The 13,161-nt window shown below is 55.7% G+C and carries 12 protein-coding genes; 10 read left to right on the plus strand and 2 right to left on the minus strand.

Going from position 1 to position 13,161, the window contains the following annotated elements; translation table 11 throughout:
* The first annotated feature begins 310 nt into the window (after positions 1-310).
* The 10 genes from H7A51_03755 to H7A51_03800 all read left to right on the plus strand — a co-directional run bounded on the left by H7A51_03755 (position 311) and on the right by H7A51_03800 (position 11,898).
* Entirely contained in the window at positions 311-730 is a 420-nt protein-coding gene (locus H7A51_03755; GenBank protein MCP5535332.1) for a hypothetical protein, read from the plus strand.
* A gap of 342 nt (positions 731-1,072) precedes the next feature.
* Entirely contained in the window at positions 1,073-2,029 is a 957-nt protein-coding gene (gene rsmH, locus H7A51_03760) for a 16S rRNA (cytosine(1402)-N(4))-methyltransferase RsmH (GenBank protein MCP5535333.1), read from the plus strand.
* A gap of 13 nt (positions 2,030-2,042) precedes the next feature.
* Positions 2,043-2,411 carry a hypothetical protein gene (locus tag H7A51_03765; protein MCP5535334.1) on the plus strand — a complete coding sequence of 123 codons (369 nt, stop codon included), beginning with the start codon at positions 2,043-2,045 and terminating at the stop codon, positions 2,409-2,411.
* A 13-nt stretch (positions 2,412-2,424) separates the two neighbouring features.
* Positions 2,425-4,356 carry a penicillin-binding protein 2 gene (locus H7A51_03770; GenBank protein ID MCP5535335.1) on the plus strand — a complete coding sequence of 644 codons (1,932 nt, stop codon included), beginning with the start codon at positions 2,425-2,427 and terminating at the stop codon, positions 4,354-4,356.
* Positions 4,357-4,360: 4 nt separating this feature from the next.
* Entirely contained in the window at positions 4,361-5,848 is a 1,488-nt protein-coding gene (locus H7A51_03775) for a UDP-N-acetylmuramoyl-L-alanyl-D-glutamate--2,6-diaminopimelate ligase (protein MCP5535336.1), read from the plus strand.
* A 24-nt stretch (positions 5,849-5,872) separates the two neighbouring features.
* Entirely contained in the window at positions 5,873-7,264 is a 1,392-nt protein-coding gene (gene murF, locus H7A51_03780) for a UDP-N-acetylmuramoyl-tripeptide--D-alanyl-D-alanine ligase (protein MCP5535337.1), read from the plus strand.
* A 15-nt stretch (positions 7,265-7,279) separates the two neighbouring features.
* A complete protein-coding gene (gene mraY, locus H7A51_03785; GenBank protein MCP5535338.1) occupies positions 7,280-8,437 on the plus strand; it encodes a phospho-N-acetylmuramoyl-pentapeptide-transferase in 1,158 nt (385 codons plus the stop codon).
* A 1-nt stretch (position 8,438) separates the two neighbouring features.
* Positions 8,439-9,746 (plus strand): UDP-N-acetylmuramoyl-L-alanine--D-glutamate ligase, encoded by a 1,308-nt coding sequence (murD, locus tag H7A51_03790; protein ID MCP5535339.1) that lies wholly within the window; start codon positions 8,439-8,441, stop codon positions 9,744-9,746.
* Between the two features lie 54 nt (positions 9,747-9,800).
* On the plus strand, positions 9,801-10,688 hold the full coding sequence (locus H7A51_03795) for a LysM peptidoglycan-binding domain-containing protein (GenBank protein ID MCP5535340.1): 888 nt from the start codon (positions 9,801-9,803) through the stop codon (positions 10,686-10,688).
* 64 nt (positions 10,689-10,752) lie between these two features.
* The gene (locus H7A51_03800; GenBank protein ID MCP5535341.1) at positions 10,753-11,898 is read left to right on the plus strand and encodes a cell division protein FtsW; all 1,146 of its coding nucleotides are present in this window, start codon (positions 10,753-10,755) and stop codon (positions 11,896-11,898) included.
* A gap of 3 nt (positions 11,899-11,901) precedes the next feature.
* Here H7A51_03800 and H7A51_03805 read toward each other — a convergent pair whose 3' ends face one another.
* Positions 11,902-12,255 (minus strand): hypothetical protein, encoded by a 354-nt coding sequence (locus H7A51_03805; protein ID MCP5535342.1) that lies wholly within the window; start codon positions 12,253-12,255, stop codon positions 11,902-11,904.
* 201 nt (positions 12,256-12,456) lie between these two features.
* Complete coding sequence (locus H7A51_03810) at positions 12,457-13,158, minus strand: DUF4328 domain-containing protein (protein MCP5535343.1); 702 nt, start codon at positions 13,156-13,158, stop codon at positions 12,457-12,459.
* Positions 13,159-13,161: the final 3 nt, after the last annotated feature.

Raw genomic sequence — 13,161 nt, forward strand, 5'->3', positions numbered from 1 at the left:
CATGTTTCAATCGGACCTTGGATTTCTGAAGGTTCACGCGTCCGGATGGACACGATTATTTTACGGGTATTTCATCGGGAAACCCTTGTCATTCTACCTCATTGATGCTAATAAACATAAGTCTTCGGGAGGTTCTCATTAACCTATCCAAATAATCACGAACGATAGATTGCCCGTGATTTTTGAAAAAATACCTTCTTTAGGTGTTGACCTGAGGTGCACTAAAGTGTACTAAAGGGCTCGAATCAGCACACTCCGTGTATTAATGGGCACTAAGAATCACAGCATGGGAGGGAATTATCCCTACAAGATGGACACGAAATGTCGTGTTTCCATCCCCAGTGAATGGCGTTCAGAGATTGCGAACAGCGTGCTGCGCCTGATGGTTTCCTCCAACGAGGGTTTCCCGACACTGCGTGTCCTGACCGAAGCCGAGTTCGAGAAAATGCAGCAGGAAGTCCATGACAGCCAGCGATCCCCCGCAGACAAGCGCAACATCATCGGCATTATCTTCGAGCGGTGCACCCAGGCCCGCGTCAACGACCAAGGTAAGCTGACGATCCCCAAAGCGCTGCTGGACCATCCCGGGCTTGTGCCCGGCGACGGTCTGGTGCTGTGCGGTCGCGGCAACTTTATCGAGATTTTAAACGAGGAGAACCACCAGAAGCTACGCGGCGCCCACGACGAGAAGATCGTCGAGGACTACAACGCAGAGTTCGGGTTCTTCTAGGCCAAACAAATACTTTCCTGTGCAACACGCTGATACACAACTGACACAACCGCTGGACGACCGGCGAGAAGATGTCTGTGCAGGGGTTGGGATGACTTGGAGGGAGTCCCACCCCTGCACGGCCTTCAAACCGTTGTGCCCATCAGGCCGCGCGATGCACTAACGAACAATACTTTTCTGGATACACGCTGATAACACCATGCAGTTCACCCTTACGCATTCATGTTGTTTACTGAAACAAAGTTGGTAGCTGTCGGGGTTGGGACAACTTGGAGGGAGTCCCACCCCGGCTGCGCAACTTGGTTTGGTGCTGGAATCGCGCAACAACGTATGGAGCAGTGTATGGAATCTAATACAAACAAGTCACCCCAAGCAAGCTATCACATCCCGGTCCTGTTGGATGAGGTGATCGACTGCATGGCGCCGGGAAAAGGAAAAACCATCGTCGATGGAACCCTTGGCGGCGGTGGCCACACCGAGGCGATGCTCAAGGCCGGCGCCCGGGTGATCGGGGTGGACCAGGATGAGCAGGCCCATGCTTTTGCCAATGAGCGGCTTCAGCCATACACGGACCACTTTACGCCGCTGCGTGGTAACTTTGGCGATCTTCCCCGCCTGCTCGCTGATGCGGGTGTTGGGAAAGTGGACGGCATCCTGATCGATATCGGGGTTTCCTCATGGCAGCTGGATGATGCAGGCCGCGGCTTTTCCTTTGGCAAGGACGGCCCCCTCGACATGCGTATGGATCGCTCCGGTGGCAAAACGGCCGCCGACCTGGTGAATACCTGTTCAGAGGAAGATCTCAGGACCATGTTCTATGAGTATGGCGAAGAACGGGCCGGTGGTAAGATCGCAAAGCGGATCGTCGAGCGCCGTGCAAGCGAACCATTTGTAACCACCACCGGTCTCGCCGATTTCATCGCCTCCATTCTGCCCCGCGCAAAGGGACCAAGTGGTAAGATCCACCCCGCCACCCGTGTTTTCCAAGCCATCCGGATTGCGGTCAACGACGAACTCGGCGTGCTCCGTCGATTTCTGGAAAATGCAGGCCAGCTATTGAACCCCGGTGGCCGACTGCTGGTTATCACCTTCCACAGCCTCGAAGACCGGATGGTGAAGCAGTTTTTCAAACACGCATCCCAGTCACACATCGACCGCAAAGAGTGGCCCGAGCCGCGCCCCAATCCCGGCTACCAGTATAGGCTGGTCACACGCCGCCCGATTACCGCGGGTGATGCGGAGATCCGGCGCAATAAACGTTCCCGCAGTGCCAAGCTGAGGGTAGTGGAGAAAATCTAACCCATCCCGTAGTATGAACAAACACCGCAATAAACAACGTCGCCTCTCGATTACCGAGATGACACTGCTCGGTTTGGCAGCGCTCGTCCTGATGACGGGTGGTTTTTTGCATGCCTGGTTGAAAAACAGCCACGTCGAGGTGATGCGGGATGTTGATAAAGCCCAGCAGCGTATCAGCGATCACGAGGATTCGATCAACAGCCTGCAGGTGAAAATCGACAAGAAACTCAACATCTATCAGATCCGGGACGACCTCGTCCGTGCCGGCTCGAAACTAAGGGACGTGCCTGCCAGTTCGGTAGAGAAAATCCACCCCCACAGCCTGCCCCAGGTCGCCAAGTCACCCCGTGATTCATCTGCCGTAGCGAAAGCCATCCCCTAACCAGCCATCCCGTGTGAACCCAGCCGTCTTTCATCGTCGTTGCCTCTTTCTCTGCCTGACCTTTGTGGTCGGGCTGAGTGGGTTATCGGCGCGCCTCATCTACCTCCAGGTGGTCAAGGCGACGGACTATGCCAAAAAGTCGGACCGGGTCTCGGTGCGGAAACAAATCCTGAAGGCGAACCGCGGCTGCATCGTTGACTGCAACAACCAGCTCGTGGCCCGCAACATTCCACGTGCCCGGCTCGCCCTGGACAAGAAACTCCTGCGTGACATTGGCCCTGCCACACACTCCCTGGCGAACAAAGAACTCCGCGAGACCCCGGAATGGCAACATTGGGACCTGGCTACGCGCAACAGGAAAATCAAAGCCCGTGCGAGCAAGCTGAAAAATGAAATGCAGGCGGATGTGATCATCGAACAACACATCGCCCATGTCATCAATATTTTCGCACGCCCGTTGGGAATGCACCCACACGAGCTTCGTGAGCGAATGAAGCTTGAAAACGAGAAGCAGATGTATGTGGTGATCAAGCCTGACCTATCAGAGGATGATGCTGATAAACTCATGGAGCTTGCACGCGAGTATTCCATTCTGCATACCTTCGTTTTTGAAGAGTGGCAAAAACGTTGGTATGTCATGCCAACGATGGCGTCTGCGATCATCGGCTATGTGGGCGAGGATGAGAATGATGCCAAAAACGTAGTCAAAGGCAGGGCAGGGATTGAGAGGAAGATGAACGAAATCATGGCCGGTCGGGATGGCTTTGTGGTCACCCACCGTGACAAGTTTGAGTTGCTCGCTGTGGCCAAACCACAAACAATCCGGCCTCCGGCACATGGCTTGAATGTGCAGCTCACCCTTGATATGGGGATGCAGAGCATTCTTGAGGAGGAGCTCGATGCAGGGCTTGCCGAGTTCAAGGCGCAGAAGGGGACGATCATCCTTATGGATCCTAACACGGGTGCCATTCTTGCCATGGCAAGCCGCCCGACCTATAACCTGAACACCCGGGAAAATATTGCCGAGAACGGATTCGACTTTGCCACCCAGGCCATCTACGAGCCGGGCTCCACCTTCAAGATCATCTCAACCGCAGGTGCCCTCGACCAGGGTTTGGTGAGTCCGGGAACCCGGATATTTTGCCACCACGCCAGGTATCAGGTAGGCAGTGTGAAGGTTCCCGACCACCACCCGTACGGTATGTTGAGCGTCGAGGAGGTGTTGGCAAAATCCAGTAACATCGGAGCGTATAAAATTGCGCTGCAACTCGGGCGGCAGAAGTTTTTCAACTACCTGCACGACTTCGGGTTCGGTGCCAAAACCAACATCCTCATGGCTGGCGAAAGTGCCGGTGTGGTGCGTGACACGGGTAACCCGACCGACTTCTCACGCGTTTCCTACGGCTATGCTGTTAGTGTCACCCCGCTTCAAGTCGCCTGCGCCTACTCAGCCATTGCCAACGGTGGCACACTGCTGGAACCCCAGCTTCTGAAATCGGTGATGGCAAACAACGGGGCGATCATCCGGAAATTCAAACCCAAGCCAGTGCGCCGTGTGATCAAGGAGTCCACGGCCCAAAAAATGCGCCGTGCGCTCGCCACGGTGGTCGATGTCAAAGGTACGGCCAGCCGGGCCAAGGTTGATGGCTTCAAAGTTGCCGGCAAGACCGGAACCACCGTCAAAATCAACCCCGGCGGTGGCTACCTGCCTGGTCGTTATACCGTTTCCTTCGCCGGGATGATGCCTGCCGAGAAACCGGCATTCGTTTGTGTCGTCGTCGTTGATGACCCGCAGACCACGGAGGTGAAACGCTACGGCGGAACCATCGCGGCTCCCATTTTCGCCAAGGTCGCCACCCGCATTGCCAACCGTATGGGTTTGGAGCCCACCGAACCCATCGACCCCGACTCGGCCACCCAACCACTCGCTCAAACGAGCCATTAATCACATGAATTTACGTCAACTCATCAACTGTCTGGAAAAGGCCACCGTCTCCGGTGATCTCGATAAGGATGTCACCGGGCTTACCTCGGATTCCCGTGAGGTCGCTCCAGGTAGCGTGTTTGTCGCCGTCCGCGGTAGCGATGCCGATGGTCAGCAGTATATCCCGCAGGCTCTGGAAAAAGGTGCCTGCGCCATTGTTTCCGAAGTCGCCCCGCCGGAGACACACCGTGATGATGTCTGCTGGGCGCATGTGCCGGATGCGCGCGCTGCGGTGGCGGCACTCGCCTGCGAGTGGAACGCCCACCCGTCGGCCGCGATGAAGGTGGTGGGGATCACCGGGACCAACGGTAAAACCACCACCGCCTTTATTACCCACGCCGTGATGGAAAGCGTCTGGATGCGTGCTGGTTTGTTAGGGACGGTGCAGGTCAATGACGGCGTCAGTGTCAGGCCGGCCACCCACACCACTCCCGGGCCAGTGGAGTTGCAATCGATTCTCCGCACCATGGCTGATAACGCCTGCCGCGGTGTGGCAATGGAAATTTCCTCCCATGCCCTTGAGCAAAAGCGCACCGATGGCCTGCAGTTGGATGTCGCGGTGTTTTCCAACCTCAGCCAGGACCATCTCGATTACCATGGCAATATGAACGACTACTTTGTCGCCAAGATGCGTTTGTTTGAGCTTCTTGCCACCCAGCAGGGGAACAAAAAAACCACCGCGGTAGTGAACCTGGACGATCCCTACGGCCAGCGTCTGGTGGAGGAGTTCAAGGACAGGCTGCACTTCATCACCTATGGCCACGGCGTGCATGCCAACATGCGTATCGGTCGTGAAACCCAGAACGTTCGGGGCACTGAGTTTGAGGTCAAATACAAAGAACGCGAATACCTGGTGCGCACACCCTACATTGGTAAATTCAATGTCTTCAATTGCACGGCGGCTCTCGCGGCCTGTATAGCAGCTGGGATCAAACCGCGTGATGCGGTCCGCGCTTTTGCTGATGCCCCCCAGGTTCCCGGCAGGATGGAGAGTATAGGCACCCGCGATGGAGCTACGGTATTTGTCGATTACGCCCACACTCCCGACGCGCTGGTCAATGCGTGTGCCGCGCTGAAGGAGTCCAAGCCGCGCCGGCTGATCACCGTGTTTGGCTGTGGTGGTGACCGGGATGCGACCAAACGCCCGTTGATGGGCACCGCAGCGTCCGAGGGTAGTGATTTCTGTATCATTACCTCGGATAACCCGCGCTCGGAAGATCCCGCTGCCATTATCGCCGATATCGAAAAAGGCATGGTCGGAAAACGCTACCAGAGTATCCCGGATCGCATGGCTGCCATACAAACTGCTGTCAATCTATCAGAGGAAGGCGACATCGTGCTGATCGCGGGAAAAGGGCACGAACCCTATCAGGAAATCGCCGGAAACCGCATCGAGTTCGACGACCGCAGGGCCGCCTACAAGGCAATCAATTTCAAAAAGCCCCTCGAATAAAGTATTGTTAACATCTAACATCCCATGAAACCGTTGACCGTCACAGAGATAGCCACCGCCACAGGCGGAGAGCTGGTCATGCCCGCTGCTCTGGGTGGGGGCGCAGATGTGCTGGTGACCTCGGTTTCCACCGATACCAGGAGCTTGCTGGAGGGGTGTTTGTTTATCGCTCTGCGCGGTGACCATTTTGATGGCCACGCCTTTGCCCCGGCAGCCGCGAAAAAGGGAGCGGCCTGCCTGATGCTTGACGAGCTGCCACAGGCCGGTGCCGACCTCGGCGTGCCGGTGGTTGTCGTGAAGGACACCCTGATCGGCCTGCAGCGTTTGGCCATGTGGTACCGGCGGCAGTTGGATGTCCGTGTGATCGGCATCACCGGATCGAACGGCAAGACATCCACCAAGGATTTCACCGCATCCGTGTTGACCCGGAAATTCAAGGTCAATGCCACCAGGGGGAATCTAAACAATCACATCGGCCTGCCTCTGAGTGTGCTTGCCACGGAGGAAATCGATCAGGTCTGTGTGTGGGAGATGGGCATGAACCATGCTGGTGAGATTGCACCACTGTGCGAGATCGCAGCACCTGACATCGGTATCATCACCAACATCGGCACCGCACATATTGAATTTCTCGGCACCCGCGAGGGGATTGCGGAGGAAAAGGGAGCCCTTGCCCGCGCCCTGCCTGAACAAGGGACACTCATCGTCCCCGCCACCTGCGATTTTGTCGACTACTTGATTCAACGCACTCCGGCCAAGGTAATCGTTGCCGGCAATGGCCGGGGGGCCGTGCGAGCCGAGGAGTTGAAAATGACGGAGACCGGCTCGGCCTTTAAGCTCTGCATCGATGGCCAGGATGACGTGGCAGTGGAGATTCCTGTGAGTGGCAGGCACATGGTCAACAATGCCCTGTTAGCTGCTGCGGCGGGCTACTCCCTTGGGATGGACTCAGCTGAGATCGCCGCGGGCTTGAATGCCGCAGTGCTGACAAGCGGTCGGCTTCGTCGTTATGTTTCCAATGGGATCACCGTGATCGATGACACCTACAATGCCAACCCCGACTCCGTGGCCGCAGCCATTGAAACCCTGTCCGAGCTGCCGGTGAATAACGGAGCACGCCGTGTGGTGGTTCTCGGCATGATGGCTGAGCTTGGAGTGCATGCGGATGCCGAACACCTGCGGATCGGTAGGCTGGCGGCCGGTAAAAACCTTCAAGTCGTCACCGTGGGCGCCGGGGTTGATAAAATCCACCAGGGTGCCAGCGAGCTGGTTGAGACCGCCAAGCAGTTCGGCGACGCCGATTCCGCCGCCGCATGGCTCAAGGATTTTTGCAGGGAAGGGGACAACGTGCTCTTCAAAGGAAGCCGTATGGCTGGCATGGAAAACGTGATGCACCGAGCATTTCCTCAGAACTAAAAACAAAATTTACCAATGTTATACTGGATTTACGAATACTGGCTTGAGCAACTTAAAGCGGGTGCCGAATGGGCGGATACCATGAGCTTCCTCAGGCTGTTTGGATACGTTACGGTACGCGCCGGAATCGCATGTATGATGACATTCATCCTCAGTGTTGCCTATGGACCATGGGTGATACGCAAGCTGGTTTCACTCAAGGTCGGCCAGCCGATCCGCAGCGCCGAGGAGGTGCATAAACTCAACGAGCTACACGGTGGCAAGGCTGGAACGCCTACAATGGGGGGCGTCATGATCCTGGGAACCGTGTTGATCGCGGTGCTGCTCTGCGGTCGCCCCCTCAATCCCTTTGTCGCTGTCACCACCTGCGTGATGCTGGCTCTCGGATTGCTTGGGTTTATGGACGACTACACCAAGGTGAAGCTCAAGAGCTCCGATGGGGTGAGTGGCAAAACCAAGCTGTTCTGGCAGTTTGTCATCGGTTGTGTGGCCGCGACCTTCCTCTTTTTCAAAACCAGGGACATGGGGTATACTCTCGTGGATACCCCGATGAAGATCAGTGAGATCACGTTCCCCCTCTTTAAGCAGTCGCTTTTTGATATGGGGTATTTATACATCCCGTTTTTTGCCGTCATCGTGGTGGGCTGCTCAAATGCGGTCAACCTGACCGACGGCCTCGATGGATTGGCCACTGGCTGCACGATCACCGTGGCTCTTTCCTACGCTGTCATCGCCTATGTTGCTGGGCACGCCTACATGGCGAAGGAATATCTGTTTATCCCGTTTAATACCCATGTGGTGGAGCTTTCGGTCTTTCTGATGGCTCTCGTAGGTGCCGGGTTCGGTTTCCTCTGGCATAACTGTCATCCGGCAAAAGTCTTTATGGGGGATACCGGCTCACTCGCCATTGGTGGCGCACTGGCCACGGCGGCCATCTGTGCCAAACAGGAACTCCTGCTCGTGATCATTGGCTGGGTTTTTGTCATGGAAGCCCTCTCGGTGATCCTTCAGGTCGCCAGCTTTAAAACGACCGGAAAACGCATCTTCGCGATGTCGCCCATCCATCACCACTTCGAACTGCGCGGATGGCATGAAAGCCAGGTCATCATCCGGTTCTGGATTATTTCCATCTTCAGCGGGCTGGTCGGAATCGCCATTCTAAAAATTGTCTAACATGGACCTTAACAACAAACATGTCATCATTCTCGGTGCCGGCGCAAGTGGCCAGGCAGCGGCCGCGCTTGCGCAGGCCCACGGTGCGGATGTGTCTGTGCATGATGCACGCCAGCAGATCGCCGGTATGCCGGAGGGGGTGAAGCTGGTGCCGAACGCCACCGTGGCCACAGGGGAGGCGAGCCGTTGTGATTTGTTGGTCCTCTCACCGGGAATCGATGGCACGACTGATTTTGTCAAGGCATACCAAAGGAATGCCGGTGAAATGATCGGTGAAGTGGAGTTCGGTTACCGCTACTACCAAGGCCGTATCGTAGCCATCACCGGGACCAATGGGAAAACAACCACCACTGAACTGGTCGACCGTATCCTGAACCACTGCGGTATTTCCTGCCTCCCCTGCGGCAACTACGGTGATCCGTTTTCCTCCCTGCCTCTGCTCGAGGAACCTCCCACCGCAGCAGCCCTTGAGGTGAGTTCCTTCCAGCTCGAAAGCATCAGGGATTTTCACCCTGACGTCGTCATCTGGTTGAATTTCTCAGCGGATCATATGGATCGTTATCCGACGATTGAAGCCTACAAACAGGCGAAACTCCGCGTGTTTGAAAACCTAACCGGGGATGATCACGTCATCATCCGTGCAGGTGAGGAGGTGGGTAAGATCAACGGGATGGTCAGCACGTTTTCCACGGAGGCCGATGCCGACTACACATTAAATGATGGCTGGATATGCCAGGGCGACAACAAAATCATCGATCTGTCCATCACCCGTCTCCGTGGCCTTCACAATGCGGAGAATGTGATGGCTGCCTTTGCCGCGTGTGCCGCCCTCGGTGTGCAAGCAGCGGATGCCAACGAGGCACTGCGTGGCTTCGCACCCCCGCTCCACCGCTGTGAACTGGTGCGCACGCTCGATGGTGTCGAGTACATCAATGATTCCAAAGCCACCAATCTGCACGCACTCGATAGTGCGCTGCGCTCGCAAGGCCGGCCGGTTGTCCTCATCGCTGGTGGAAAGCAGAAAGGACTCGATTATACCGAGCTGCTCCCCCGGCTGCAAGCCACCACCAAGGGGATTGTGGTGTTTGGTGAGATCGCCCGACAGCTTGCCGACACCTTCGCATCCATTTCCAACAACATCACCACAGTGATCGCCTCTACCCTTGAAGAGGCTGTGACAACGGCCAGATCCATGGCCGAACATGGTGACACCATACTTTTCTCTCCGGGGACATCATCCTTCGATATGTTCACCGGATATGAAGAACGCGGCGACTGCTTCCGCCGTATCGTCAAAGAACTGAAGTAAAGCCCTAACCAATAACCCCCAAGCCCTAACCAACAACCCAACCCACTAGTCGTTATGAAAAAAACCATCCAAACCAAAAGAAACAACCCAGCTAGTTCCAACTACCGGGTCCTCTATGCCAAGACTGGCCGCAAACGTAGGCTGAATGCATCTACGACTGCCGCTGTCGATCCACACGTTGAGCTTGAATCCGATGTGCCTAACATCGGGATCGGTCGAGCTCTTCTGGTCATCCTGGTCCTGCACATCATGGCTATCGCCGCCATTTATGTACACAGCACATTTTTTGGGAATGAAGGAGATAACACCGCGAACCAAGGCCAGCAACCACCGTCCAGCCAGCCCGTGGCCGCCGTGGCCGCCGCTTCGACGGATGTCCCTGAGCCCGTAGCCACACCCGCTCCTCCCGTGCCAACGCCAGCTGCGGCACCGGTTCACACAGACCCGGAATCCGAGCGCTATATCGTTGTCACCGGTGACACCTATATGCGTATCGCCAAAGCCCGCAACGTTGATGAGCAAGCCCTGAGGGCACTCAACAGCAACCGACCACTGCGCGCCGGTGTAGTCCTCGATCTCCCCGCCGAGCTCTCGTCCCGGCCTGTGGACCCTACTCCAAGAGCTGAACCACCCAGCGTGGCAGTAATTGATGGAGACCGCAACCCAGCGAAAAAGCCACCCTTCAAAGCCGTGGACCGTGCTGATGAGTTGGATGTGAGCAACGCGCCCAAGGCTATCGTAGTCAAACCCAATCGTCCGGCACCCGTTGTTGCAACGGGAGTCACCGATAGTGGACAACGTTACACGATCAAGAGTGGTGATACTCTGTGGCGTATCTCCAATCGCTTCAAAGTGTCACGTGATGCGATCTTGAAGCTCAACGGCATCAAAGACCCTAACAAGCTTTATGCGGGTAGGGAGATAAAGATTCCTGCCAAATAAAGTGCTTTCGAGCAATGATTCATAACGATAACCGCCCGCTCACTTTACACAACAGCCACTGACCATGGGACGTAAGAACGCCGTATTCATTTGCCTGGCTGTCACCGCCTTGGTGACGCTGGGCCTTGTGATGCTTACGAGTACCAGCGTCTGGGATGACGAGGTGGATGGCTATGCCCTGGTCAAAAAACAGGCCACGTTCATAGCTCTTGGCCTCATCGGGGCGGTATTCATTTCCTCTTTCGATTATAAAAAAATCCGGCCCTACTGGGTGCCTCTGTTAGTTGGCTCATGCGTGCTGCTCTGTCTGTGTTACCTCCCGGGAATCGGGCAAAGCATCAAGGGTGAGTCGCGGTGGATCAAGGTGCCGGGTTTGCCGCAGTTCCAGCCGTCGGAGTTAGCCAAGATCTTCGTAATCATGGGACTCGCGGCATGGTATGCGCATTTCCAGACGGAAGGCCGGACGTTTCTCAAGGGCTTTGTCTGGCCATCGGCACTGTTAGGGGTGCCCGTGGTGCTGATCTTCTTTGAAAAAGACATGGGCACAGCCATGGCATTGGGTTTGTCCGGGGTGGTTGTGATGTACGTGGCGGGTGCCAGACTACCGTATCTGGGGACCGCCGCCGGCACGGCGTTGGTAGGTATGGCCTTTGTGGTTTGGAAGAACCCGGAACGGATGGGGCGCGTGATGGCCTTGTTTGACCTCGAGTCAGAGGAATACCGGTTAGGCGACGGATACCAGCAGCTCCACGGCCTCTATGCATTTGCAAACGGCGGTGTGGATGGCACCGGGCTTGGAAATGGCGTCGAGAAACACGGGTACCTGCCGGAGGCGCATACCGACTTTATTTTCCCCGCCATCGGTGAGGAACTCGGGCTTTGGTTTACCCTCGGGAGTGTGTTCTGTTTTGTCTTGATCGTCGTTTATGGTATTGCGATTGCCCTGCACGCGCGGGATATCTTCGGCAGGTTGTTAGCTGTCGGACTGACCAGCATCATCGTGGTTCCCGCGATGATGAACATCGGCGTTTGCACCGCCGTGCTGCCGAACACGGGATTGCCGCTCCCCTTTATCAGTTATGGTGGCACCAACATGCTGTTTACCCTTTTTGCCGTGGGGATGTTGATTTCCATCCACCGCCAGACCACCTTTGTGACCCGGGCAGAGTTGCCGGTGATCAATGAGAAGAAGCAGTGTTTGCGGATCTGATGGTTAACAGTCAGGCGTCTGCGGCGAGTGGGCGAATTCCTTTTGTGTCAGTGCCTGATAGGTAAAGATCCAAAAGGCGACCAGCCCCCAGCTCAGGCCGAGCATGACACCGAGGTCAACAATGCCGCGCCATGGCTGCGGGCAGTATTTCATGGAGAAAACAAGCAGAATGATAGCGGCGGAGATCGCATAGGACTTGATCAGTGTTTTCCGGTTGGCGTGAAAGTAGCCGATGCAGAAGACGGGAGCTAACAGGCTGCGTAGCGTATTGGGATGGTCACGCAAATACCTGACCCGTGCGGCGACCCGCGGTGAATATTTTTTCTGAAACCCTTTGTAGCCTTCATAGTAAACCATGAAAAAGCCGTAGCCGATGAGGGTAATCCAATGAATCGGGGTAAATGTGATTTGGAACGCATCAGCCACAATGGGTTCCATTTTATAGAGGGACTTTCCCAACGTGAATGAAATACCGATAATACCCCAGATGACTCCAATAAATCGCATCGCCTAGATTTGGCGAATCCGGTGGTAATGTAAAGCCGTGGATTTGACTATTTAGGCATGCCACTGGGCTAGTCTGCGTTTTTGGGCAGTGGTGATCCCGGTGACGAGGATCATGGCAATGTAGTTCAGGATCACATCCACCGGGACAGAGACAAATGAGAGCTTGCAGGCCATGAGGTAACTTTCGTCGGAATCGCTGTTGAGATACATCCGGAAGATGATTTGGCCGAGCATGCTGGAAATGATCCAGAAAGTCCACCAGAGAGGCAGGGTCCGGCGTAGGGCATGGTCACGCCCGTAACTGGCGCTACGAATCTCCTTCATGGCCAGGTAGGGCTTCCAGAGATTGAGAATGGGGATGAAATAATATCCGACCGACCAGCCGGGGGTGATTCTCATGCGTGGAGGGTCAAGGAGCCATGCATTTTTGCAGGACCGGTTGATCCACATGGCAAACACGACGACGGTGACGATGATGAGAATGCCGTGGGCGCTGTTCGCCATGTCGATGATGGCGTCAAGGCGCGAGGGCTCATCGGTGAGCCAGTATTCGTCACTCTGGTATTGCTCCATATCCAGATAGTTGAGCACACCTGAAGTGAAGAGGACAAACATGCTGTCGAGCACTAACAGGATGAGGAGAATGGATTTCAGAGGCCCGTTATCACGGAACGGACCGTAAGTCCCGGAGACCCCGGTAGCCAGTGTCGGCTCAAGCTGGGCTACGGGTGTTTTGTATGGATTGGTTTCCATGAG

The sequence above is a fragment of the Akkermansiaceae bacterium genome (genome assembly GCA_024233115.1).
Taxonomy (GTDB): Bacteria; Verrucomicrobiota; Verrucomicrobiia; order Verrucomicrobiales; family Akkermansiaceae; genus Oceaniferula.